General features: G+C 46.9%; 16 protein-coding genes. 3 read left to right on the top strand and 13 right to left on the bottom strand.

All coding sequences use genetic code 11. The features are described from left to right. Nucleotides 1-309: 309 nt before the first annotated feature. The 5 genes from D0A37_RS24215 to D0A37_RS24195 all read right to left on the bottom strand — a co-directional run bounded on the left by D0A37_RS24215 (nucleotide 310) and on the right by D0A37_RS24195 (nucleotide 9192). Nucleotides 310-3534, bottom strand: a complete 3225-nt coding sequence (locus D0A37_RS24215) for an efflux RND transporter permease subunit (RefSeq protein WP_242718267.1) — start codon at nucleotides 3532-3534, stop codon at nucleotides 310-312. A gap of 680 nt (nucleotides 3535-4214) precedes the next feature. After that, nucleotides 4215-5159, bottom strand: a complete 945-nt coding sequence (locus D0A37_RS24210) for a GDP-L-fucose synthase family protein (RefSeq protein ID WP_242718265.1) — start codon at nucleotides 5157-5159, stop codon at nucleotides 4215-4217. A gap of 403 nt (nucleotides 5160-5562) precedes the next feature. Next, a complete protein-coding gene (gmd, locus tag D0A37_RS24205) occupies nucleotides 5563-6594 on the bottom strand; it encodes a GDP-mannose 4,6-dehydratase (RefSeq protein ID WP_242718263.1) in 1032 nt (343 codons plus the stop codon). Between the two features lie 456 nt (nucleotides 6595-7050). Next, complete coding sequence (locus tag D0A37_RS24200) at nucleotides 7051-7782, bottom strand: undecaprenyl-phosphate galactose phosphotransferase family protein (RefSeq protein WP_006631924.1); 732 nt, start codon at nucleotides 7780-7782, stop codon at nucleotides 7051-7053. Nucleotides 7783-8022: 240 nt separating this feature from the next. Next, a complete protein-coding gene (locus tag D0A37_RS24195) occupies nucleotides 8023-9192 on the bottom strand; it encodes a glycosyltransferase (protein ID WP_242718261.1) in 1170 nt (389 codons plus the stop codon). 301 nt (nucleotides 9193-9493) lie between these two features. On the opposite strand from D0A37_RS24195, the gene D0A37_RS24190 reads away from it, so the two are divergent. Continuing rightward, nucleotides 9494-11635: an iron uptake porin gene (locus D0A37_RS24190; RefSeq protein WP_242718260.1), complete on the top strand. Its 2142-nt coding sequence runs from the start codon at nucleotides 9494-9496 to the stop codon at nucleotides 11633-11635. A gap of 577 nt (nucleotides 11636-12212) precedes the next feature. On the opposite strand, the gene D0A37_RS24185 is transcribed toward D0A37_RS24190, so the two are convergent. Both D0A37_RS24185 and D0A37_RS24180 read right to left on the bottom strand, forming a co-directional pair. Beyond that, entirely contained in the window at nucleotides 12213-13979 is a 1767-nt protein-coding gene (locus D0A37_RS24185; protein ID WP_242718258.1) for an Rqc2 family fibronectin-binding protein, read from the bottom strand. Nucleotides 13980-14289: 310 nt separating this feature from the next. After that, the gene (locus D0A37_RS24180) at nucleotides 14290-15861 is read right to left on the bottom strand and encodes a phytoene desaturase family protein (RefSeq protein WP_242725730.1); all 1572 of its coding nucleotides are present in this window, start codon (nucleotides 15859-15861) and stop codon (nucleotides 14290-14292) included. A 66-nt stretch (nucleotides 15862-15927) separates the two neighbouring features. Here D0A37_RS24180 and D0A37_RS24175 point away from each other — a divergent pair, with 66 nt between their 5' ends. After that, a complete protein-coding gene (locus D0A37_RS24175; RefSeq protein WP_242718256.1) occupies nucleotides 15928-16512 on the top strand; it encodes a hypothetical protein in 585 nt (194 codons plus the stop codon). Nucleotides 16513-16554: 42 nt separating this feature from the next. Here D0A37_RS24175 and D0A37_RS24170 read toward each other — a convergent pair whose 3' ends face one another. Continuing rightward, entirely contained in the window at nucleotides 16555-16869 is a 315-nt protein-coding gene (locus D0A37_RS24170) for a tetratricopeptide repeat protein (protein ID WP_445242441.1), read from the bottom strand. 304 nt (nucleotides 16870-17173) lie between these two features. Here D0A37_RS24170 and D0A37_RS24165 point away from each other — a divergent pair, with 304 nt between their 5' ends. Next, entirely contained in the window at nucleotides 17174-18688 is a 1515-nt protein-coding gene (locus D0A37_RS24165; protein WP_242718254.1) for a mCpol domain-containing protein, read from the top strand. A 115-nt stretch (nucleotides 18689-18803) separates the two neighbouring features. Here D0A37_RS24165 and D0A37_RS24160 read toward each other — a convergent pair whose 3' ends face one another. The 5 genes from D0A37_RS24160 to D0A37_RS24145 form a co-directional block, all read right to left on the bottom strand. After that, on the bottom strand, nucleotides 18804-20768 hold the full coding sequence (locus D0A37_RS24160) for a sensor histidine kinase (protein ID WP_242718252.1): 1965 nt from the start codon (nucleotides 20766-20768) through the stop codon (nucleotides 18804-18806). Between the two features lie 431 nt (nucleotides 20769-21199). Then, the gene (locus tag D0A37_RS24155) at nucleotides 21200-21346 is read right to left on the bottom strand and encodes a hypothetical protein (RefSeq protein WP_242718250.1); all 147 of its coding nucleotides are present in this window, start codon (nucleotides 21344-21346) and stop codon (nucleotides 21200-21202) included. Between the two features lie 126 nt (nucleotides 21347-21472). Beyond that, a complete protein-coding gene (locus D0A37_RS24150; RefSeq protein WP_242718248.1) occupies nucleotides 21473-23389 on the bottom strand; it encodes a HEAT repeat domain-containing protein in 1917 nt (638 codons plus the stop codon). A 370-nt stretch (nucleotides 23390-23759) separates the two neighbouring features. Next, nucleotides 23760-23882, bottom strand: a complete 123-nt coding sequence (locus tag D0A37_RS29180; RefSeq protein WP_278187104.1) for a hypothetical protein — start codon at nucleotides 23880-23882, stop codon at nucleotides 23760-23762. Between the two features lie 126 nt (nucleotides 23883-24008). Next, a complete protein-coding gene (locus tag D0A37_RS24145) occupies nucleotides 24009-25184 on the bottom strand; it encodes a glycoside hydrolase family 10-like protein (protein WP_242718246.1) in 1176 nt (391 codons plus the stop codon). Between the last annotated feature and the right edge of the window lie 97 nt (nucleotides 25185-25281).

Below are 25281 nucleotides of genomic sequence, written 5' to 3'. Positions count from 1 at the left end.
CCGACACTCCGACAGGGAATGAATTCCCTGTCTCATAGCGAAAGTCCTCTGAAAGAGGACTGAAATAGATCGTATTTTTCCTCAAAATCTACAGTCGGTTTTAAGTGAGATATTGCACCAATATCAATTACTTGTTTAGGAACAGGCAAGATGCCTGTTCCACAAGAGATCAATTTTATTGTGGAACAGGCATCTTGCCTGTTCTTGAGAATGGTGGAACATCTCAGTTTTAACTTACTTTTGCTTTGAGGCAGGGGTTTAAAGCCCTGCAGGATTGCGTCGAAGTGCGTAAAAAGCTGACGCTACATTTTACAAATTCGGAGTCTTTCTCCCCGCCTTCTGCACAGGAATAGCAACCGCCTGCGGTTTCTTCTTCGCTGCAAAAATCCCAAAGAAGTCGTGCAGCAAAATATAGAAACACGGAATAATAAACAGCGTCAGCAGCGTCGCCAGCGACAAACCGGAAAACACCACAACCCCCAAAGGTTGCAAGAATTCCGAACCGTCTCCAATTCCCAAAGCTAGGGGAAATAAACCCAAAACTGTAGTAATAGTTGTCATCAAAATCGGACGCAAGCGCTGAGGTGCCGCTTTGAGAATTGCTGTGGTGCGATCGACCTTTTCATCTTCCAGAATTTGGTTCGCCAACTCCACCATAATAATCGCATTATTCACCACAATTCCCACCAGCAAAATCGCCCCCACAATCACCGTTGCGCCGATCGCAGTTTTAGTCGCATACAACCCGAAAATCCCCCCAGCCAAAGCCAGCGGCACCGTTAACATAATCACCAGCGGATCGACAAGCGAATTGTACTGCACCGCCATCACCACAAATACTAAAAACGCCGCCAAAGAACCCAAAACAATCAGCGAACTTTGCAATTCCCGGTTAGTTTCCGCAGCAGCACTCGGTATAACTCGTACTCCCTGCGGCAATTTGATTTCCGACAAAACTTCATCCACTTGTTTCAAAGCATCGCCCAAACTCGCGCCCTTATTAACATTCCCAGCAATCATGAAAACTTGGCGCTGGTTAAGCCTTTGAATTTCCCCAGGCGCTTTTCCCAGTTCAATATTCGCCACATCGCTCAAGCGGATAATGCTGTTATCCCTAGCAGTTAAAGGAATAAATTTTAGTGCGGAAATCGATTGAACAGCAGCACGATCGAATTGTACCCGCACATCAACCAAACGGTTTCCCCGCTGTAATTGCGTGGGAACAGAACCTTGAATTGCTGTCTGAATCGCCTCTCCAATTTGCCTCGCATTCAACCCGTAGATTTCTGCTTGTTCCCAGTTGGGGCGAATCTGCACTTCCGTTTGCTGCGGGTCTCCATCCGGGCGGAAAGTAGCTAACTTTACCTTCTCATCCAAAGTTGCCAATATCTCGCGGCCGGCTTGCTGCAATATTTGTTCGTTTTCGCCCTGAAGCAGGACATCAACTTCAGCGCCGCGCACTGGCGAATTAGTTAAAACCAAACCCCGCACATTTTCTGGAATCAGGCGCAAACGAGTATTTTTGGGCAAATCAATTTTTTTATTCAATTCTTTCGTAACTCGCTGCACAAAATCCAATGTATTGGTGCCAGGTTTTAGCGTAATGTTGCAGCCGCCGCGCAGCACATTCTCAATCGTATTGTTACCGAACAACAGCCCGCCCACTGTCGTCAAAGTGTATTGAGTTTCTGGTTGGCTGAGGATAATTTTATCAGCTTCTGCCATGATTTTTTGGTTGGTGGCCAAATTGGTGCCGGCCGGAAACAAAGCAAACAATCTCGCTTGACCGGTATTAATTCTGGGCAATATTTCCTGGGGAATTTGACCAGCCATCAGCCAACTGCCGCCGCCCAATCCAATAATCGCTACTGCAATGATAATCAACCGCCACCGCACTACTCCCGATAAAAATTTCCCATAGCCTGCGGTAGCATTGGTAAAAGCTCGATCGAATGCGCGCAGCGGCCAAAAGTTGCTCAAACCGCTGGATACCCGCAGCGCTAGCAGTCGAGAAGCCATCATCGGTACAACTGTCAATCCGACAATCAGAGAGGCGGCGACGGAAAAGGTGATGGTGAGAATTAATTCGTTGAAAAGTAAGGAAACTAAGCCGCCTATTAGCAAAAATGGCAGTACGGCAACTAAGTTAGTGAGCGTGGAAGCAAATAAAGCTGATTCTAATTCTTGGCTGCTTTTTTCTGCTTGCTGGATCAACTGCTTGTTACTGAAGCGCTGACCGTTGGCGTTTTTTTTATTGCTGGTTCCTTCGACAATATTCTCCAGCATCACGATCGAGTTATCGACCACAATTCCCACGCCCAGCGCCAAACCGCCCAAACTGAAAACGTTCAGAGATAGGCCAAAAACTCCCATCAGAATAATCGCCATTAAAGTGGCGAGGGGAATTGCCAGGACAATAATCAAAGTTTGGCGCAGGGAAGCGAGGAACAGCAAAACTGCTGCCCCCGCTAAAACAGCCCCGGTTAAACCAGAAAATAGGACGTTGCTAATAGAATCGCGGATAAACTTAGACTCGTCGAAGGTATTGACGATAGTAGTACCTTCGGGAATTGCCCCGGATGCTTTTAATTCTTCTAGCCGCTTTTTGATGCCGTCTACAACTGAGATTGTATTGGCGTCAGGCTGCTTTTGAATGCTAATTTTTACGGCTGCTTTCTGATTGAGAAATACTTTAACTCGCTCTTCTTCTGTACCGTCAATTACCTGAGCAAAATCTCGCAAAAACACTCGTTTTGGCGGATTGGAACCCGATGCTTGAAAAGAAATTGCCTGAATTTCTTTGGCGTTCTTAAATCGCCCGACGGTACGGGTTAAAGGTTCCGCTGCTTCTTGCCGCAGCCGCCCGCCGGAAGTGTCGAGGTTGCGGGATTCGAGGGCTGATAAAACGTCGGAAATACTGACGCCTAAAGATTGCAAGCGATTTAAGTCAATATTTACTTGAATTTCTTCTTGCACGCCGCCGGCAACGTCAATTGCTGCTATTCCAGGAATTACGTTTAGTTCTCTGGATAATTCTTCATCGGCAAATACGCGCAAATCAACTCCTTGCAAGGAGTTGGAAGTGAGGGCAAATTCGTAAATCGGCTGCTGGGAAGGGTCAACTTTGAAGAGAGTGGGCGATTCAACTGTATCGGGAAGTCGGTTGCGGATGCGGTTGACAGCGGCTGTCGCGTCGTTGAGGGCCTGGTCGATGTTTCCCCCGGGTTTGAAGAATAAATCGACGCTGACTTGTCCTTCGCGAGTGCGGGAGAAAACTTGCATGACGCCTTCAGTGGCGGAAAGTCCTTGTTCGAGGGGGCGGGTAACTTCGTCTATTGCTACTTCTGGGGAGACTCCCGGGGCGTTTAAGCGCACGCCGATGCGGGGATAGGTGATGGAGGGTAGCAAGTCAACGGGCAGTTGGGTGATGTAAAAAAAGCCCACGATTATAATAGCAAGTGTCAGCATGAGGGTGCCGATGTGGCGCCGAATGGCGGTCGCGCTAATGCTGAATCCGGGTTTGTCGGCTGTCATTTGATTTTAGATTTTAGATTTTAGATTTTAGATTGGAAAGTTTACACCGTCAGTCAGCCTGCAAAGGAATGAATCGCGGGGCTAGTGACTAAATTGTTTTCCGTCAGGCTTGATTTTGTATAGGGAGTGAGAGACTATTTACGCTCCGCACCTGACAAGTAGTATAATAAATTTTAATATATTGTCAAAAATGTTTTTTATAATATTCCTTTAGAGGTAGTCGATCGCCCAAAACGCAGATTGACAGAAATTGCGATCGGCTTTTTTATCGATCGAAAGCAATTGCGATTTACCGCTATCGTGGGGGCAGCTTTACTATATTGTTGGTCTTACCCACAGATGGTTTGTAAAACCCGCCCCTCCATTCTTATTCGGCGTTGCTGATTGACAGTATGAAAGGCTAAATATGCTGGGTCTTCCGTACTTAGTGTGCTAATTTATCTGAAATTAATGGCATAAATTTTTACACAGCAAGGGTTTCCGGTCTTACTTTAGTTAATTTGGAGCCATTTTTCCCTTCGATTCATACATAGCTTGAGTTTTAACTACTTAAACTAATCCTTTGGCACACTAAGCAAGGAAGAGCCAGCTTAACTAAAAACTTCTTTCTGCTGATTTACTTCTATTCACCACCTTTCCTAAAAAAACCCGGTTTCTTCAAGAAACCGGGTTTTTCACACTCAAATTGCGTGTTTTCGATACCAATCAATCGTATTTTTCAATCCTTCCTTAAACTTCACCTCCGCCACAAAACCAAACTTTTCCTTAGCCCTTTGGGTATCCAAACAGCGGCGCGGCTGACCGTTCGGTTTGTCTGTTTCCCAGACAATTTCTCCCTCAAATCCCATCAATTCGCAAATCGTTTCCACTAACTCGCGAATTTTAACTTCGCTATTCGTTCCCAAATTAACCGGGTCAGATTCACTGTAAGATTGAGCCGCCATCACAATTCCCCGCGCGGCATCTGTGGAATACAAAAACTCGCGGCTAGGGCTGCCGTCGCCCCAAACTGGCAGTGTTTTGTCTCCCCTTTCTTGGGCTTCGTGGACTTTGCGAATTAATGCGGGGATGACGTGGGAACTTTTCGGGTCAAAGTTATCTTCCGGGCCGTACAGATTAACTGGTAGCAAGTAGATACCGTTGAATCCGTACTGCTGGCGGTAGGATTGCAGTTGCACTAATAAGGCTTTTTTGGCAATTCCGTAAGGTGCGTTAGTTACCTCTGGATAGCCGTTCCAGAGGTCGTCTTCTTTGAAAGGAACTGGGGTTAAATTGGGATAAGCGCAAATAGTGCCGACGCAGACAAATTTTTCGACTCCTGCTTCGTAGGCGGCGTGGATTAGTTGCGCGCCCATCATCAAATTATCGTAAAATAATTCAGCGGGTTTGACTAGGTTTAAGCCGATACCGCCCACGTGGGCGGCGAGGTGAATGATGATATCTTGTGTGTCGGCGGCGCGCTTACAGTTTTCCATAACGCGGAGGTCGCACTCGCGCGATCGAGTTACCGAAATTTTATCAGCATCGGCCCCTGCTTTCACTAGCTGGTCGATTACCTGACGGCCCAAGAAACCGGCGCCGCCAGTGACTAGAATGCGTTTGCTGCTTAAATCCAAGCTTGTCATAATTTTAGCCTCGGGATTTTGAATAAGGGGCGATCGACAATTTCAATTCTAAAATTGTTGCTTTAGCAAAAAAAGCTTTCAGCTACAGGATGAGGCTGTCCAGAAATTTATTTTAGCTGCTGCATATCGGGACAATTTGCTCCGTGCACACCCGAAAGTTAGATATAGGGGGCGCGACTCCTCAACTATCATTTTAATGTTTTTTTTAGCCCGCACAGCCGAAAATTTTGCGACCAATTAAGCTGCTTCTTGGAATGGCGATCGTGCTAATAGCTGTGACAATCCTCTGATCAGTGGTGAAGTGTTTGCAGGGGCTATTCCCCGGTGCGCGCCTTTCGCCAAAGGGGTAGACACGGGGCCCTACCCCTACAAATTGTTCGCGCTGACGGCTTAATTTAGCGACTTAATCAAATCCGTTGCCCGAACCTCGACCTTGCTGGTCTAAAGCTTTCATGTCAGCATCTACCATTAAATGTACTAACTCCTGAAAAGTTACAGAAGGTTCCCAATTTAATTGCTGGCGCGCCTTAGTCGCATCGCCTATCAACAGTTCGACTTCTGCCGGCCGCAAGTAGCGTTCGTCAAACTCCACATATTTTTGCCAATCTAAATTGACGTAAGTAAAAGCCAAATCGAGAAATTCCTTAATGGAATGGGTCTCGTTGGTAGCAATGACATAATCGTCAGGCTTGTCTTGTTGCAGCATCAGCCACATCGCCCGCACGTAGTCTTTAGCATAGCCCCAGTCCCGCTTAGAATCGAGATTGCCCAAGTAAATCTTTTTCTGCTTGCCGGCGACTATTCGGGCAACGGCGCGAGTAATTTTGCGAGTTACAAAAGTTTCGCCACGGCGGGGAGATTCGTGATTGAACAAGATGCCGTTGCAGGCAAAAAGTCCGTAAGATTCGCGATAATTTATTGTTTGCCAGTGCCCGTAAACTTTGGCGCAGGCGTAAGGACTTCTGGGATAAAAAGGAGTTGTTTCCTTTTGCGGAACTTCCTGTACCAAACCAAACATTTCCGAAGAACCTGCTTGATAGAACCGTACTTCTATGCCGGTGCGGTGCTGATAGTCCCGAATTGCTTCTAGCAGGCGCAATACTCCCATCCCTACTGTGTCAACCGTATATTCCGGCGAGTCAAAACTGACTCGAACGTGAGATTGAGCGCCTAAGTTATAAATTTCTACCGGCTGAACTTCTTCCAATATCCGGCGGAGAGTGGTGCCGTCCGTCAAGTCGCCGTAGTGTAGAAACAGGCGCGCACCCTCGCTGTGAGGATCGACATAGATGTGGTCAATTCGATCGGTATTGAAACTCGAACTGCGCCGGATAATGCCGTGAACTTCATATCCTTTCTCTAACAGTAATTCGCTCAAGTAGGAGCCGTCTTGACCTGTAATACCTGTTATTAGCGCTCGCTTACGTTGCGTCATCTGATTTTCCTTTGACAGGCTGTGTTAATTCACAATAAACTTTTTGGCAGAGGCTGTTGCTCCCTGCCGGCCGTATTCTCAAACTCTACGTTAACTGCTTTATAAAACTTACTCAAACTTAACTTTAGTTACCTAAAGCCACTTGAAGTTTACTTCCTACGCTGTTGGGTAGTGGGCTATCCCAAGATAAGTAGGCTATCCCCCTTAAGCCAAAGGTTATAGAGTTAAGTTTAACACCTAAACCTAAAGTAGTCTATCTAGAAGAACTGATCTTTCTAGATGAATAAGAGGTAGGTTTATTTAAGTATTTGCCCCTTTAGTTAAGCTCACAATTCTGCGATCGGCATCCAGGAACTGTTTAGTTTTGACCAAGAGTTTGTCGCTGATTGTCAGTAGTCAGCATCAGTGGTCAGTAACAAATAAAACTAACTACCGATGGCTGACTGCGGACAAAAATTAATATGCGCCGTTATTTTTGGGAAAAATCACAACTCCTATTGTTTTGAAAACAATCCACATATCCATCCAAAGGTTTTTGTCATTTGCGTAATAGAGGTCGATTTGGACTCGGCGGGGATAGGGAATGTCGTTGCGACCAGATACTTGCCACAAGCCTGTAATTCCAGGTCTTATGGTGAGAATTTTGTTGATGTGACGGCCGTATCTCGGCAGTTCTTCTTCAACTAAAGGTCTCGGCCCGACGACACTCATATCTCCTTTTAAAACATTCCAAAACTGGGGAAACTCGTCTAAACTGGTCATTCGTAAAAATCTTCCAATCCAGGTAATTCGAGGGTCTTGTTTCAGCTTGAAATTGTCCTCAAACTCTTGACGCAAATGCGGAGAATTTTCCATGATTTCTAGCAATATATCGTCCGCATTTTCCACCATCGTTCTGAATTTAAGGCAATAAAACCTTTTACGGTTTTTGCCTACTCGTTCCTGTACGTAAAAAATAGGGCCGGGCGAGCTTAAGGCGATTAAGAAAGCCAAAAGCAGGTAAACCGGAGCAAACAGGATCAGAACCGATAAGGAAAACAGGATGTCAAATAACCGCTTGAAAAGTTCTCCGTCGAGGTTCTGTAGAGAACGACTTATGCGTCTATCTCCTTGCAGGACAGACCCAAAACCGCGTCTTGCGATCGCTCGAATTACCTTGCCGGAGATTAGTTGGCTGTCGGCAGTCATCTTACTCCTTCACTTCACACCACACACAGTCCTGATCATAAAGCCTCAAGACGCTTTGTTCTCTGAATTATGTTTCCAATACTCAATTTTCTGCTTTCCGAAGGCTTCAAAAGGCACAAGGAAGAAGGAAGAGGGCTTCTCAAGGCAGAAGGAAGAAGGCACAAGGCACTTATCCAGAGGTCTTCTGAAGGCACTTATACAAAGGCAGAAGGGAGATTGTCCCGCTATGGGGCTCTGGTACTATCCAGCCCCAGACTCGGTAAAATCACGCGAGTGAAATTCCTGATAGCAGCGTTCCACAAAAGCTAGATAGCGCTGCCCAAAAACTTCGGGGGCAAACTGTTCAGCGCGCAACCTGCAGATTTCTGGCCGAAATTTGCCTTGCAACTGCTCAAATTCCTCGACAGCTTGGACTAATGCTGCTGCGGTTTGCGAGGAAAAAAATAAACCAGTCCCTGTCTCTGGGTGTTGGCGAATGTCGAGCACTGTCTCCAAAGCGCCCCCTGCTGCATAGGAAATTACCGGCGTTCCGCAAGCTTGAGCCTCTACCAAAGCTATGCCAAAATCTTCGCAAGCTGCATAGACAAAGGCTTTCGCCTCTGCAATGTACTTTTCAACTATGGAGGCGGGCTGCCAGCCGAGCACTTGCACGTTGGGTTTGGCGATTCGCCGAATCATTTCTAATTCTGGCCCGGTGCCGATGACAATGAGAGTATGCCCGAGTTGATTGAATGCTTGGACGATCGCACTTACGTTTTTGTAACTTACCAACCGACAAACTGTGACGTAAAAGTCTTGTTTTTGCCGCATCAAGGAAAATCGCTCGATGTTGACCGGCGGATAAATCACCTGGGCCCGCCGCCGATAGCACCGCCAAATTCGGCGCGCGGTGTGTTGAGAGTTAGCGATGAAATAATCAACGCGATTGGCGGCAATTACGTCCCACTGCCGCAGTCGATGCAATAAATATCGCGTCAGCAGACCCTGGATGCCCCGTCCGGCTTTGCTGCTACGCAAATAGTCAAAAGTTAAGTCCCAAGCGTAGCGCATGGGCGTGTGGCAGTAGCAGAGGTGCAGTTGCTGGGGACGGGTGAGGATGCCTTTAGCGACGGCGTGGGACGATGAGAGGATGATGTCGTATTCTCGCAGATCTAGTTGTTCGATCGCGATCGGCAGAAATGGCAAATATTTTTGGACACCGCTGCGGGCTCCGGGAAAGTGCTGCAAAAATGTTGTGCCAATCTGTCGCCCGAAAAGATAGCTTTCGGGATTGGCCGATTCAAAGTCGATGAGGGCATAGACATCGGCCTCGTCTACGTGTTTGAGGATTTCCTGTACTACCAGTTCTGAACCGCCAGTAGCTAAGGGCGTCAACCATTCGTGAACTAGGGCGTATTTGAGTTTTTTCACTTGTATTTGTAGCCGATCAAACGATTTGTTAGCGCCAGTGCTGTCAATATTAGTCTTACTGAGGGATAACTGACGCAATATCCCGCCATCAACCAGGTTTCTATTTAGGTATTTAGCTCAAACCAAGGATTTTGGGAATAAACGGAGTTTTTGTCAAATCAGCCACAGCCAAACTGCACTCTCCGGCAGTGATTTCCGCGATTGTTGACAAGAAATACTATTAGGCGGAATACTAAAGGTGATTTGCGAGCGCCTAAATCTTCGGAACCGGCGATCGACCCTAATGTGGTGTGAGGAAAAAATGTCCAAATTTTTGTGGAAAGGACTTTTAGTTAGTCCGGGTGTATTGGCAGCAAGTTTAGTCATATCTTCGACGGCGCTAGCAGAGCAACCTGTAGAAATTGCCACGGCAGCTCAAGCTGAGAAATTGCAATTAGCAGGTGCTGCAACCGAGGCAGCCAAGTCTGAGACGGCAAAGCCTGAGACAGCCGAACCAGCCTCACTAGCTAGCAAATCAACTGTTGAAACTATTGAGAAAGAAATTGCGAACCTCTACGAGGGCTTCACTAACGATTTGATCGCCCCAGTTGCCGAACAAGCAAAAGCACCGGAAGTTGCAGCAGCAGATTTAAGCGAAACCAAACCCGCAGTAGCACCCGCAAATTTAAGTCCCGAACAACCACTCGCCGAGCAAATCCCCGCAGTCGCGCCCGCAAACTTAAGTCCCGAACACCCTGTCGCGGAGCAAATCCCCTCAGTAGCGCCCGCAAACTTAAGCGAAACGCAACCCCCCGCACCACTGGCTAATTTCAACGCAGAAAAATCCGCCGCACAGCCCGAGCAGATTTCCCAATCCACTGATTCAAGTGCCCAACCTCAAGCACAGTCTAATCTTTTAGAACAAATCAACCAATACAGCGCCGAAGACAGTAGCAGCGAAGATGCGGCCGGCCAAGTAACCTCAGTTTCTCAACTTTCCGACGTTCGACCAACCGATTGGGCGTTCCAAGCTTTGCAATCCCTAGTAGAGCGCTACGGGTGCATAGCTGGCTATCCTGACGGCACTTTTCGCGGCAACCGGGCGATGACTCGCTACGAATTTGCAGCAGGTTTAAATGCGTGTTTGGATAAAGTTAGCGAGCTAATTCAAGGCGGTTCCAGAAATCTGGCGACGCGAGAAGATTTGGCTTCGGTGCAAAGGTTGCAAGAAGAATTTGCGGCGGAATTGGCAACCTTGCGCGGCCGCGTCGATGCTTTGGAAGCGCGCGCCTCTGAATTAGAAGCAAATCAGTTTTCGACTACGACTAAACTCAACGGCGAAGTGATATTTGGTTTGACGGGTATCGCCAGGGGAGATGATGCTGAAGGTAACGAAGCTGATAAAGCCACGGCTTTTGGCAGCCGGGTTCGGATTAATTTTGACACGAGTTTTTCTGGAGAAGATTTGCTCAGAACTCGACTGCAAGTTTTGAATCTGGGTGCGTTTTCTACTAATAATACGAAAACTGCTGAAGGGGAATTGCGGTTTAATGTCGGGCCTTTTGGCGAGGCTAACAATATAGTAGCTTTAGATGCGCTGCTTTACCAATTCCCTATCGGCAAAAGCACTACTGTATTTCTCGAAGCCAACGCCGGCGCTGCTGACGATTTTACCAACACTGTCAACCCTTACTTTGACGGAGACGGCAGCTACGGCGCTCTTTCTAACTTCGGTACTCGCAACCCAATTTACTATTTGCTTGGTGGTTCTGGCATCGCTCTGCGGCATCAGTTTGGGGAAAAATTAGAGCTTAGTTTGGGGTATTTGGCCGGCAATGCTGCGGACCCGACGCGGGGAAATGGTTTGTTTAATGGTTCTTACGGCGGTTTGGCTCAGTTGACTTTTACACCGAACGACAGCATGGCTTTAGGTTTAACTTACGTTAATTCCTATAACTTAATTACCAATACCGGCAGCAATGCTTCTAATTTTCCGCAGCGTCTTGGTTCCTTCGGGTTCGACAGCGATACCACTCTGCCAGTTTCTAGCAATTCCTACGGGGCGCAAGCTTCGTGGCAGTTGAATCGGAGATTTGCAATTGGCGGTTGGGCGGGTTACACCAACCAGCGCATTTTATCCAACTTGGCTACTCCTACGGGTTCTGTGCAGCGGGGCGATCAAAAAATCTGGAACTGGGCCGTTACTTTGGCTTTTCCCGATTTGTTGAAAGAAGGAAATGTGGCGGGGATTGTCGTAGGTATGGAGCCGCGGGTAACGAGTTCTACTAATCGGACTTTGCCGGAAGATAAGGATACTTCGCTGCACGTTGAAGGTTTCTATCAGTTTAAGTTGAGCGACAATATTGCTATTACCCCTGGTTTGATTTGGCTGACTGCTCCTGACCACAATAAGAATAATTCTGATTTGGTGATTGGGGTTGTCAGAACGACGTTTACTTTCTAGGAGCAACCCTTAGGGATTTTAGATTTTAGATTTTAGATTTGAGTCCTGGACACATAAATACCAAAGAAACCGGGTTTTTACCAGTTTTAAAGGTCGGGATACAGTATTTTCGCCATAAAAACCCGGTTTCTCACCACCCGTGGGTAAGTCCTAGATTTTAGATTAAAATCTAAAATCTAAAATCTAAAATGGTCCAAGCTTGGGTTTAATGTTTCAACAAAAACGACCAGCTTTAGCAAAAGCTGGTCTGCACAAATAGTTAAATCCGTTGTGTTCCCACAGTGTTTTTCTCACAGTGAGGAAACCCAAGTTGCACGTTTCTTTGCACCGGGTTCTAAAAGAAATATCATCTCTCTTAAGTGGTATTATAACAACAAAATTTAATTTTTTGTAATAAAACTTTACATTACAGACGGATTTTAATTTTGAAGGACGATCGCCCTCTCGGTCACTTTGTATAAGGAAGCTTGGGTTCAAAAACCCGGTTCCTGCCTAGGTTTATCGGCTTTAAAGAGGTTATTTGGGGTAAAAACGAAGTTTCGCTTGCCGATCGACCTTTTAACTCACTTTATATAAATCAAGCCGGAGCTTGCTGCGGTCTACCCCAGACAATCCGCTCCTGCTTGTATACAACCATACCCGGTTTCGCACCTTTCGGCTTGTATACATATTTCGGTTCTGTATAAACCACAGGAACTTGTTCGCTGTGGCGGGCGCGACTGTAGTAAGCAGTCATGTCAGCGGCAAATTGCAAATCAGTTTCTTCAGCCACAGTACCGGGTTTGAGACGCAGCAAAGCGTGGCTTCCGGGAATCTCTAGGGTGTGGAACCACAAGTCGTAGTCGTTAGCGGTGCGAAAAGTGAGTTGGTCGTTTTGGCGATTGTTGCGCCCGATTAATAATTCAAAGCCGCTGGGGGTTTGGTAGCGGTGAAATTCGATCGCAGCATTTTTGTCGGTACTGCGATAATCTGGTACATCTAGATATTTTTGCTGGATCAGTTCTTCGCGGATTTCGGCGAGGGTTTGCAAATCTTGGGTGTTGCGGTAGGTTTCCAATACCGAAAGTGCGACTTCAACTTGTTCTAAATAGTCGATTTCTTCCTGTACAGCGGCTAACAAAGGTTCTACTGCAATGCGAGCTCTTTTAAGTTTTTGGTGTTTTTTGTAGAGGGCTTGAGCGTTTTGAACGGCGTTTTTTTCCGGGTTTAAGGCAATGATAACTGGTTTCTCGGTTTCAAAGTCGGGGAGAGAAATTGATTTCATTCCTGGTTCCCAATGCTGCAAATTTGCCATCAGCAAGTCGGCTTGGGATTTGTGCGTGTCTGCATCTGCAGATTGCTGCAAGCGTTCTTTAAATGTGTTGGCTTTGAGGCGCAGTTTTGCCAGGACGTTGTTGAGTTTTTGGGTAAGCTGATGCCGCAGTTGGGCGAATACTTCTTGATTGATTTCGCCTGTGTAGTAGCTGTTAAGTATTTCTTGAACAGAAGAGGAGGAAGAAGGAACAGAGGAGTTAGATTCGTTTGCAGTTTCTGCCTCTTTTGCATCTGGTGCGGGCCAATCGATGACTGTGTAGCCTTCGGGGGTAAAACTCGGTTGAAATTTGGAGTTTTCTAGGCATTGCAGCCAGTATAGCCAGCGCTGGAATAGTTGCTGCCATTGGTCGGGATTGAGGCTGTCGGTGGATTGTTCGGGGTCTAAAGAAGCCGATCGAATCATTGACAAAACTAAGGCTTTACTCGTCCCTCGGTAATTCTTCAACAGATTGCCCTTTAATTGCCCAGGAACCAGGCTAATTCGTGATTGCCAGCGGTTTTGAGATTCGCTCAGACTCGGCACTGCATCGGTCAAAGACGGGGGCATTTCGTAGGGTTGCCCGGTTTGGATGGGACGGACGGTGGACTGTTTGGCGCTGACTTGGTGGGCGCACGTGACAACGAGGTTGTCTTGGGCGGTGAGGATGACGTTGCTATATTTGCCCATGATTTCGGCGTAGAGGTGCCAGAGGGCGGGTTCTCCGGGGCGTTTGGCGAATTGCAAGTCTATGACTCTTTCCCAGGATGAAACAGGGGCGATGGAAACTAAGGCTAAACCGCTGAGTTGGTGCCGCAGTTGTTCGCTGAAGGTGAAGGTGTCGGGAACGCGGGGCGGGGGGTCGCCGACGCAGATGCGGGCGGCCACAGGATGCCAGGAAAGGTCTATCCAGCCGCGCCCTTTCATGGTGCGGAAGGCCAGGGACACGGTGAAGCGATCGCGCTGGTAGACTTGTTCTAAGCGCGCTGGCAGCCATTGGGCTCGCAGTTCGCTGCAAGTGGCGGTTAAAGTTGTAAAGTCTACGGGTTGCACGGTATTCTCAGGGCGATCGAACTATCTATTTCTATGCTGACAGATATCGGTCACATTTTACCAACTATATGAAATTATTGTTTACTCTTGCTTCGCGTCCTTCCCTAGGAAAGCGCTTCTATAATTTCGTTAACAAATAACAAATAACTAATAGACATCTCCTAAAAAGCAGATTTTGAACAGGCACGGTGGCTGTTTCACAATAATTATGGGAGATGTCTAATCACAACTAACTAATAATATCAAATCCGTTAGCATCGGAATAGTAAATTCGAGTTCACAGTCAACAGTCAACAGTCAACAGTCAACATCATTCCGGTGCAACCGGAATCGATATAACTTCCCGAATCAATTGCAAATGTTTGTACAAAGGTGCGATCGTATTGGCTGCGATCGCACCGCTAGCAGCAACAGCCGGCAAACCAATTCCCGGAAACGTCGAATCTCCGCAGCAAAACAGCCCCGCTAAAGGCGTTTTCGGCCCGGGAAACAAGCCGCTACCCGCCCGAATTCCGGGCCCGTAGGAACCGCGATGGCGGCGCAAAAACCGTTCGTGGGTTAGGGGTGTCCCAACTAAGGTGACTTCTGCGCGCGATCGAATATCGGGGATAATTCTCTCTAACGCTTCCCACATTACCTCGGCGCGCGCTTGTTTTTGCAGCTTGTAGTCTTCGCTGGTGCGATCAAGCTTTTGCCACAAATCGTAAGGCTCGTTTCCGGGGGTATATGCGTGAATAACGTGCTTTCCCGGAGGCGCGAGGTCGGGGTCGAGCAGGGAGGGAATCGAGACGAGAACGACGTTCTGAGGGGCGGAAACGCCCATTTCCCAGTCTTTGACGAAGATGTAGTGACAAGCCAAGTCCGATCGCACTCCGGCAGCATCAATTCCCAGATGCAGGTGCATGAAGCTGTCGCACTCGGGCGTCGCCTGCCGCTGTTGCCGAAACCTTTGCGGGACAGAGGTTTCAGGCAACAGTTTCAGCGTATCCCAAACGGAAGCGTTGGAGACGACGGCTTTGTGCGATCGAATAATTTTGCCCGATCGCAGCCGCACGCCCGCAGCCCGGTTGTTTTCCACCAAAACTTCTGCAACGTGGGAATTGAGCAGCAACTGCCCTCCGTGGCGCTCTAAACCGCGTACCAGGGCATTTACCAAAGCTGCACTACCGCCGATCGGATAGTCTAAAACTGCATTGGGGCGATACCAGTCGGAGAACATGAAAGCGACTTCGGCTGCGATCGTTCCGTCGGCGGGAAGTCCAGACAGCAGGAAACACAACAAATTCAGCCAATTTCGGACAAACGGATCTTTGACATTTTTGTCCATAATTTTGCTGAAAGGGCCTGCAAGTGCGATCGCCTCGCCAGCACTTTGCAGGAAAGCCGGCGCAAATTGGCCGAGGGTAAAAACAGCGCCCAAATCGAAGCGCAAAGCCAGGGAGGGCAAGGCTGTGGCAGCTTTGGCGTAGGGCTCCATGATGCGCTGGAGTTGCCGCCATTCGGCGACTGCTTCGGCGCCGCGCAGTTGTGCGAGCACTTCGCCAAATTGACTCGCACCAACGGATGTGTCGAAATCGCCTTCTGGCAAACAGCAACCCCAGGTATCGTAGGTGATGCAGGGGAGTTTTTCGCCGATCGCATCCAAAACTTGCCGCAGCGGATTCGCAGACGGGCTGTAGGATAATCCTGAGTATAGGGAGGGCCCGGAGTCGAAGCTAAATCCGTCGCGTTCAAAACCGTGTGCGGCCCCGCCCGCGATCGAATGGCTTTCGCAAACCACAACCTCAAAGCCATAGCGGGCGAGCATTGCAGCGCAAGTCAAGCCGCCTATTCCGCTGCCGATGACGATGATTTCTGTGTCTGTGGGGGCGATCGCAACCATGTTTTTCTCCGCTACATCAGCTAATATTATCTCTGTTACCAACAATAAAACTGGTTTGTATATTAAATGGAAAATATATCTATTCTAGAACAAGCCGCTAAATCTAATTCTAAACCATCTTCCAACGCCGTAGTTGCCGCCCTCCTAGAAGCTGAGAAAAGCGCGAAAAAAACCAAAATTCGCTATTCCTTCGAGCAATTAATCGGCAACTGGCAACTCTGCTTTATCACCGGCACCAAAAAGACTCGACAAAAAGCGGGAATTGTCTTGGGTGCGGGACGTTACATCCCTGAGTGGATTGCGAAAATTCAAATTGCTTATTCGGCTGAACCTGTTGCTGAAGGGGAAGCGCCTAGCGAAACCGGCAGGGTGGAGAATTCGGTGCAGGTTGGGGCGATCGTACTAACTCTTTCCGGGCCGACTAAGTTTTTGCCTAACAATATTTTAGCTTTTGATTTTACCAGAATTACTGTGAAAGTGTTGGGTAAAACTGTGTATCAAGGATTTATTCGCGGTGGAGAAGCGCGGGAGGCGGAATTTTTTAGTTTGAGTGTGGGAAAGCAGGCATTTTTTGCATATTTTTTGGTAGAAGATGGGATAATTGCAGCTAGGGGAAGAGGTGGCGGATTGGCTTTGTGGGGGAGAGTTTAGCGGTTCTTAATTGCCTGCAATACAGCAGGGAAATAACCTTGTTCATTTGGGAATTGGCGGGATATTTGTTCTGCTTGGCGGTTGACTTCTGTTGTTTACTGCATCAATATTACGCAAAGTAGCAGCTTCCCGGGCGCGATCGCCCAATTCCCGCCACATTGGTAAAGCTTGGTTATAGTATTTCAATGCTTCTTGCGGTTGGGAAAGGCTGTCATACGCTGCACCAATATTATTCAAAGTAGTAGCTTCCCCGCTGCGAGCGTCCACTTCCCGGTTGATTGGTAAAGCTTGGTTAAAATATTTCAATGCTTCTTGCGGTTGCGAGATGGTGTCGTACACTAAACCAATATTATTCACAGTAGCAGATTCCCCCCTGCGCTCGCCAAAGGTATCGACTGCGGGTAATCTTGATTAGTTATATCCTGTGTTGGTAAGCAGTTCTAGTATTTCGACTAGGGAATTGACACAGAGCCAAATCATAAACTATATTAGAGACATGGATGCAGCAGAAATGCTCTAAGCATGACATCCCGTTACCCACTAGGGTCGAGGAAATTCCGGTAAAAACGTTCTGAATAGCAAAATTTATTTTTTGACGCAGGCTCTTTAAGGAGCTTTTGTTATTTTATTGCCTCGGTAATTACTTTTCAATAATATAAAAATGAACGTCCATCAAAAATCCTTTAAATTGATCTTGGCAGGGAACAGAAATGTACCTGCAATGATAAATGCGATTATTAGAGCTACCCTTCAGGCTCGAATCGATACACACAATGACGATTTAACTTTTCGTCAAGTACACGTCTTTCATACAGAGCAATCATTGCAAGCTCTGACAGATTCAACATCTTGGCAAGACGCTCTGAGCCACTATAAGATTTCCTCAACCAGTTTGGTACATCATGTCACAAAAATCGAGGATTCTAATGTTGATAGATTTAGAGATCTTGTAGAACAATTACGCACGATAGTTAATCCGCTTGACAACACACAAAACTACGTTGATTTAACAAACGGTATTTCATCTCTCAAATCTATCCTTGCTGTTTTTGCTTATGTACTTGATATAGATAATATCTATTCGCTGGAAACCGATTTTTCTGATGATCCAGTTACAAGAAAAAAGCAAGCTAGTCTTTTTTATCACGAACTTGAACAAGAAGTAGGCGTAAGCATAGAATATCGCAAGTTTCCACCGATTGGAGAATTTGATACTATTGGCAAGTTCAATTACACAGAAGTTTTACGACATCGTTCAATGATTAACCAGCTTATGATTGATTTGAAAAAATTGTTGCCTTCGGGACGTGATATTGAGCATTTGCGAGAGTCACTGTTGTCCGGCGTGCATTATCGCTTGCTGGGTGAGGTTACTAAAGAATCATACAGTTACCGTCATTCCATTTTTGCATCCTCGGCTGGCATTGAGGAAGTCGCAAATATCATTCTTAGTGTTGTTAAAAATGCTGATTTGGAAAATAAAACACTTGGTCAAAAGCTAGGTGAAGTGAGAGAGGTTTTTGCTAAAAATCCTAAATACTTTGTTAATATAGAAATGCTAGAAAACCTTACTAAGCTAATTACTTCGATACGTAATGATATTGCTCATCCCTCTACCGAAAATGGACATTCAAAAGAAATAACAGCAATTCAATCCAGTTTATCTTCTCAATTGGCATTTACCTTTCTGCAATTTACAACTAAAACATTAGCTGCTTTTATAGATCAAACTGGTCAACTTGTAAACATCAAAAATCTGGAAGCTCCCATAGAAGAGGATGAAACAGTGTTTTATTTTGGTTTTGATGGTGATTCTACTGGAGACTATTTAGATAGAGCATTTGAAGAATCAAGTGAAGAAGAAGTGAGAAAACGTAGTAAGACAGTAAAGGGCGCAATTGAGGCGTTGAAGAAGCTGATATACAAAGAAACCAAAGATGATAAAAGTGTATTTTTTGCGGAAGGAGATAATATTCTTTTCAAATCGCGCTATAAAGTTAGTTTACTCAATGAGATGCAAAGAATTTATACAGTCCAAACTGGATTAACTGGCAGCATAGGATATGGCAAAACTTTGCCAGAGGTTTCGTTGGCAATGCGTTTATCTAAGGCCAAAGGTGGAGACAGCATTATGGGTATAGCTTTACTCGATTCGGGAGAAACAAATAACACATAGCTAACCGTAGACTAACCACTGACAAGACTAAAGCATTTGGACATAAAGCCAGAGGTTTGAAACATCAATTTTCGCCCCTCTGCCTACCCCCTACATCTCTCGCCCAAACATCACATCATCCGTTTCCTGCCGGTATGCGGACAGTGAAAATAGATCCTTTCCCCTCCTCGCTTTCTACCAAAATTTCCCCGCCCATCATCTGACAGTAGTAGCGGCTAAGTGTCAGCCCCAATCCGGCGCCGTCATACGGTCGCGTTGATGAACAGTCAGCTTGCACAAAAGCTTCAAACAATTTGTGCTGTTGTTCTTCCGACATTCCAATTCCGGTATCCTTAACCGATAAGCAAATCCAATCCAACTCTTCAACATTCAGCAGGGGACAAGCGATCGCCGCAGAATGAGTTTCATCGGCAGGCATTGAATCGTCAATCGCCGATCGCCCTGCTGCATTCAATTTTCCGCTTCCTTCAATGCGCCTGACACTCAGTTTCACCCTCCCGTTTTTGGTGAACTTAGCAGCATTACTCAACAGGTGCATCAAAATTTGCCGCACTTTCTTGAAATCTGCGTGCATTATGCCCACAGTTCGATCGCACTCAATCTCCCAAACATTGCCATTTTTCTCTACCAACGGTTTCGCGGCACTCGCAACATTATCAACCAGGGATTCGATGGCAAATTCATCGATTTCGAGTTTCATCCCCCCCGCTTCAATTTTTGACAAATCGAGGATATCGTTAATCAAAGATAGGAGGTGCGTCCCGGCAGTCTGAATCTTGTGCAAGTCGGGTACAAACTCATCAAATCCCGCATCCTGGGCATCTTCTGAAAGTAATTGACTGTAGCCGATAATCGCATTTAAAGGCGTCCGCAATTCGTGGCTCATATTTGCTAAAAACTGGCTTTTAGCAGTGTTAGCGGTGACTGCCGCTTCCTTAGCTTGTTTCAATTCTTTTGTATGTTCGGAAACTCGCTCGATTAAGTGATTGAGAGAGACAGCCAGAGAGCCTATTTCGCCTTGTGCCGTGACGGGGGCTCGCAAGTCAAAATTAGACTCAGCAGCTACTTGTTCGGCCACCTGAGTGACGCTGATCACAGGTTGGGCGATCGCCCGACTGGTGCGCTCAGCCACAACTCCAGCCACTGCTACCGACAGCAGCATACTAATTATAATTATGGCTTTTTCCATTCCTTGGGCGTCTTCCATCACCTGACCGCCTTGCCCCTCTTGCTGCTGGGCAATCTCCAGGATTTTGCTCAATTTCTCAAGGCTGCTGTTGAGCTGTTGGACACCTTCTCCGCTTTCGATTGCGAGCAATTTTCTGGCCGACTCTATCTCCCGAGGCGATAGTTGCGATTGCTGGATTTTCGGCAAAGTTGACTTTAGATTATCGGCATAGGCTTCTAAATTCTTCGTGCAATCTTGCAGTAAAAACTTGAGAACTTCCGGTTTTGCCGCCAGCCAAGCGGGTTGGCTGTCGGCAAACTTTTCTATACGCAACCGCAGATTTTTTGCCTGAACAATACTCTTAACCAACTGCTCTTCTTGCTGTTTTAGCTTGACCGAATTATCTACAAAAGAATCTAGCTGTGCTCCCTGCAATTGCGCCGCCAGCGCTGCATCTTTAAAATTGGCCAGCAATTGGGCTTGCAGGTGAGCATCATTGAGTTGGTTTACTCCTTGTCCTTGGTAGTAGTCGGCGATTAGCAGTCCACTCAGGGAGCCAACAAAGCCGATTCCTATTGCCAGCAAATACCCGCCACCAATTTTTTGATGGATAGGCAAACTGCCAATTTTAGATGGCCAGCTTGTGCTGCTTTTTAAGGATGATTTTTGTACCAAATCCTGGCTGGATCTTTTGGGACTCGCGGTTTCTACAGAAGCCACTTGTCCGAAAATAAAGAGCCGCATCAGTTTACCTACATTGCTATTATTTGGGTTAAATTTTGGCGTTCCTACAGGTTTTTCCTGCTGATTAAATGGTTCTAAGTCGGAATTTGCTTTGCCTTTGCCTTCGCAAACGGCTACCGATAGACTTGCTTCGTCCCCTGTTTTTTTGAGCAAGTTAATTTTTGACATATGCAACCACTGTATTCTGTTAAAATTTACCACGCTCTTAAATTCTCCAAACGGAAAAGCTTGTCTATTTTCTAGTAGACCTCGGCGAAAAAGTATCTAAAACTCTTGTCGAGTCAGAGGATAAACTTAAATTCGGTTGATGTCTAAGAGATAATTAGGCTGTTGATGGCTGTTGCCAAATTACTTTTTCGACTCGTAAAAGTCTGCAGCAGGCAAAATAAATAAAAATTTATCCCGGCAGTGAATTATCCCCGCGTGGAATCTTACAGCCAGAAAATTCTGTCTGATAGGTTTTGCCTGTGAGTTCCCCCAAGCTGATATTGTCTGTGGACAATGCACCCGATTCCTCAGCTTTGGAGTTTGGCAGCCAGCAATGCGACGATTGCTTGACGCTTTTTGTTGAGCATCCGACGACTTTCTAGCACAGAATGTCACAAATACAGCACCCGATCGAACTTTTGCACCCTGGCGATCGACTTTTGGCATCGTTGCCCCGCACAGACAAGTCTGAGGTGAAGTGTCGTTAGTTGAGTATAACTGTAGGCTTTGCGAAAAGAAACCCGGTTTCTGGGAGTCAATCGATTTTAGATTAAAGAATTGAAGCATTGACCCCACGGATAAATTCGGGGGGCAAGTTTCATCGGATACAGGTTTTTTATTTCTCCACCGATGAATCCGGGGGCTTGTATCCTGGATGCTTTCGGTCAATTTTTGGCGATTGCGAGTTCTGGAGTTGCGGTGGTCAATTCGATCGCCAGTGCTAGCTTACCGTCTCTACCCAAAGCTTCATCCGTCAAGTGTACCATCCAGCGATTCGGCTTGGCTTGGGGCTTGGCGGCGAGCACAACGGCCCAAGCTTCCCGTTCTTTGCCGCGACCCAACAGCGCAGCACAAACCGTCAAAGCTGTGGCAGTTGAACGGCTGATCCCACTTTGGCAGCAGATCAGCAAACTGCCTCCCTGTGGCGACATTTTGAGGGCAAAGTCAATAATTTTAAGTACATCCTCAAGGGTAGGCAAAATTTGATCGGGGTCGTCAACCGGGGTGTCGAGGTCGTTAAACTTCAGGCACATTCGGTTCGGGATTTGATCAAAAGTTTTGGGTTCGGGGACGCCTGGACTGCCGATCGAGATCAGGTATTTGATCTGGCGCCCCACAGCGCGATCGACAATGTATTCGCTGGCTTCTGCTTGCGAAGCAATCAGGATTTTCGGCAGCTTTTCACCGGAGAAATCTGCGGAAACAGAGGCTTCACAATCAACTGTTTCTCCCTCAGTGGTGACATCCGCCAAGTATTGGGCAGCCAGCGCCCGAACGTCAGCAAATTCGGGATTTAAAGCTGTTTCCAGAGCAACAATAGCAGCCGTTGAGCCAATGCGACCGAGGCATTTAACAGCCTTTTGGCGCACTCCAGAATTTTCGTCCCCCAGCAGCCGCACCAAACCTGCCACAGCTTCTTCTGTCCCTATTTGCCCCAAAGCAGCAGCAACTCTCCACCGGACATAAGATTCGCTGTCGCCAATTGCGATCGCCAGTCCCGCGACCACCATTTTTTGCAATTTAGCATCTCCCTCTGTATTGATGTTTCCCAGGGCAACCGCCGCCCTGCCGCGCACGAAAATGTCTCGATCCGAGAGCGATTGCATTACCGCCACCATAGCAACCTCGCTGCTGATTTCCCCCAAGGCAGAAACTGCACTGCCACGCACGTCTGAGTCGTCATGGTTGAGGGCTTGTACCAGCCCAGCCACAGCCGTTTCCGTGCCGATTTGTCCCAAGGCCTCGGCGGCCCTCCAAGAAACTGCATAGGAGTCGGGATCATCGTGAAGCAATTCTATTAAACCGGGTACTGCCTCAGACACGCCGATTTTCCCCAAAGCCGCCGCGGCCCTAGCGCGGACGATATGATTTTCGTCTCTGAGGGCATTCAGCAGCCCGGGTACTGCCTCAGAGACGCCGATTTTCCCGCAGTTGACCGCCGCCCGCCAGCGCACCTCGGAATCTTGGTGTTTGAGGGCTCTCAGCAGCGCGGGGACGGCTGTTTTCGGGTTAATTTTGCCCAAGGCCCAAACAGCCCAGGCGCGCACTTTGGACTCTGGGTGTTTGATAGCTTTGAACAGTGCGACGGCGGCTGGTTTCGAGTCAATTTCTCCTAAAGCCCAAGCGGCCCAAGCTTGCATTTGGGAATCTTTGGATTCGAGCGATCGGGCTAATTCAATTACTGCCGCTTCGGAGCCGATTTTCCCGATCGCTCGAATCCCATCCAGGCGCACTGCACTTTCTTTGTGGTTCAATGCCGCCACCAGTATCGGAATTGCCATATCCGAACTTGTTAGGGCCAGCAGTTGAATTTTGAGCAGAGGCGAAGTGGGGATTTTTTCGATTAATTTTATTGTGGCTATTTGAAATTCTGGCTTTACCGTTCCTGCTAGCTTGGAGCCGAGTTTTAAATTTACTTTTAGAGCTAATTTTACTGCCCGCAAAGCCAGACTTTGCTGTTCTACTTGCGGCAATATTGTTGCCAAGGTTCGCATCCCTTGTTTTTGTTTCAAATATTTTTGATGAAATTGAGCATCGCTGAGCTCGGGTAGCTGTTGGATGAGGGTTGCTGCTGAGTTCACTGATTTATCCTGATATTTTGGCGAGCGGTTGAGATTGCTCTTTTAAACTCTTTTTAAAAAAAATATGGCATCTACAAAACGCTACTTCTAATCAAAAAAAGCTTGCACCACTTCTAAAATATGTCTCATTCCCCTATTTTTGCAACTCCCCAATTATTAATTATCGGGTTTGTTTGGGCGATCGGCTTGACAATTAGTTGCGCTTGCTGCTTGGCATTGCTGGGTTTTGAGATAGCCTAACTCTGCTATATCATTTTCTACTCATATCGTTTCCGGTTGCATCGGAATAATAAAATCGAGTCAGCAGTTAACACTCAACCATTCAGTTTTTTGACCCGCCCGTCAACAGTCAACAGTCAACAGTCAACAGTCAACAGCCAACAGTCAACAATAATTCCGATGCAACCGGAATTGATATCACATCTTGCACCATTGTCAGCCACAGGCAAGATGCCTGTTCCACAAGAAAATTCATCCTTTGTGGAACAGGCATCTTGCCTGTTAATCACAGCTTATTGAGAATGGTGCAACGTCTTATTTTATACCAACTTGGTTTGAAATAGCGATCGGCGGGGTTGACCGCAGCCAAGCGGAAACAGCTTGATTGCGGGACAATCTCTCAACGAGCATAGGGCCCTTTTTTCAAAACCTTAGCCAAAGCGTTATCGTTATCTCGCAAACCTTCGTAAAAAAACATCACTTCTCCTTGAATCCCGCAAGAGCGGTTGTAGGCAATTACTTGCAACAACAGCTCGGGAGTTATGCTATATTTGGTGCCTCGATTCGCCAACAAAACACCGGGCGACACGCACTTTACTTGATCCCCGCTAAGCTGTCGCGACATCATTTTATCGACCAATTGTTTGTAAGCATTAAAATCGCGGCGATAAAACTGCGGGTGAAAGAGATCGACCACATTTTTGTCAACCCAAGCTTTAGAATCTTGCAAATATTCCACCAGCCCCCAGTCATAAGGACTCGGCGACATCGATAGCAACAAATCAGGATTAATCGCTTTCACTTCTCGGTATAAACGAGCCACAAACTCAGTAATAATATCAGCGCGCCACTGCACCCAATGTTGTTCTTTACAATCCGATGGTGCGGCTCTACCGCATTCTTCTCGATAGCGTTTAACCGTTTTTTCGTCGTAACCGCCTTCTACGGGAAACGCAATGCGATCGTCTCCTTGAACCCCGTTTACCGGATAATTCTTAGCAACTTCCAGCATCAACCCCCCCACAAAGTCTTGCACTTCCGGGTCAAGAGAATTCATCCAGTCAAAGTTATTTTTCTTAAGTAAATTGCCGCTGGCATCACGGGCGGTCCACTCAGGTTTTTTCGCCAGCAAATGACCGCCCTTGCGATTGTAAGAACTCACAAATCCGTATTCAAAACAAGGAATCACTTTTAGACCAACTCTCTTGGCCTCAACACATATTTCTGCTAAGGGGTCGCGACCTTGATAGCGCGAGTCAATTTCCACTCCAAATTTTTCTCGCATAATTTGAGAAGGATAAGCCGTATAACCCTGGTTCCAAATTATAGGAAAAACGGTATTAAATCCCGTATCGGCGAGAAAGTCCATTGCCTCAGCAATTCGCTCTTTTGATGTGAGAACTTTGGAGTCAGTGGTGGGTATCCAAATGCCGCGAATTCCACCAGGATTGTTAGTCGCAAACGAACTTGGCAGCGTTGCTGGATTTGGTGCAGAAAATCCAGCCGTCGCCAACCGCTGTTGGAGGGAAGAGGCAAAACTGCGAATTGCTGATTGGAAAGGTGTGAAAAGTCGCATTTATTTATTCTTTTTTTCTTTGAAGGTGGGTACTGAACCCGCTACGTTATTGATTGGTAGAACCCGGTATTATTTATGAATAAGATGCGCCGAAGAA

It is taken from the genome of Microcoleus vaginatus HSN003 (assembly GCF_022701255.1).
Classification (GTDB): domain Bacteria; phylum Cyanobacteriota; class Cyanobacteriia; order Cyanobacteriales; family Microcoleaceae; genus Microcoleus; species Microcoleus vaginatus_B.
This window is presented reverse-complemented; position numbering and strand designations above follow the sequence as displayed.

Excerpts from the sequence above, each read along its gene's own strand:
- D0A37_RS24180 (WP_242725730.1), bottom strand. The coding sequence starts at position 15,861 with ATGGTTGCGATCGCCCCCACAGACACAGAAATCATCGTCATCGGCAGC.
- D0A37_RS29180 (WP_278187104.1), bottom strand. The coding sequence starts at position 23,882 with ATGCCTGTTCCACAAAGGATGAATTTTCTTGTGGAACAGGCATCTTGC.
- D0A37_RS24145 (WP_242718246.1), bottom strand. The coding sequence starts at position 25,184 with ATGCGACTTTTCACACCTTTCCAATCAGCAATTCGCAGTTTTGCCTCT.
- gmd (WP_242718263.1), bottom strand. The coding sequence starts at position 6,594 with ATGACGCAACGTAAGCGAGCGCTAATAACAGGTATTACAGGTCAAGAC.
- D0A37_RS24160 (WP_242718252.1), bottom strand. The coding sequence starts at position 20,768 with ATGTCAAAAATTAACTTGCTCAAAAAAACAGGGGACGAAGCAAGTCTA.
- D0A37_RS24215 (WP_242718267.1), bottom strand. The coding sequence starts at position 3,534 with ATGACAGCCGACAAACCCGGATTCAGCATTAGCGCGACCGCCATTCGG.
- D0A37_RS24210 (WP_242718265.1), bottom strand. The coding sequence starts at position 5,159 with ATGACAAGCTTGGATTTAAGCAGCAAACGCATTCTAGTCACTGGCGGC.
- D0A37_RS24165 (WP_242718254.1), top strand. The coding sequence starts at position 17,174 with ATGAACGTCCATCAAAAATCCTTTAAATTGATCTTGGCAGGGAACAGA.
- D0A37_RS24190 (WP_242718260.1), top strand. The coding sequence starts at position 9,494 with ATGTCCAAATTTTTGTGGAAAGGACTTTTAGTTAGTCCGGGTGTATTG.
- D0A37_RS24200 (WP_006631924.1), bottom strand. The coding sequence starts at position 7,782 with ATGACTGCCGACAGCCAACTAATCTCCGGCAAGGTAATTCGAGCGATC.
- D0A37_RS24175 (WP_242718256.1), top strand. The coding sequence starts at position 15,928 with ATGGAAAATATATCTATTCTAGAACAAGCCGCTAAATCTAATTCTAAA.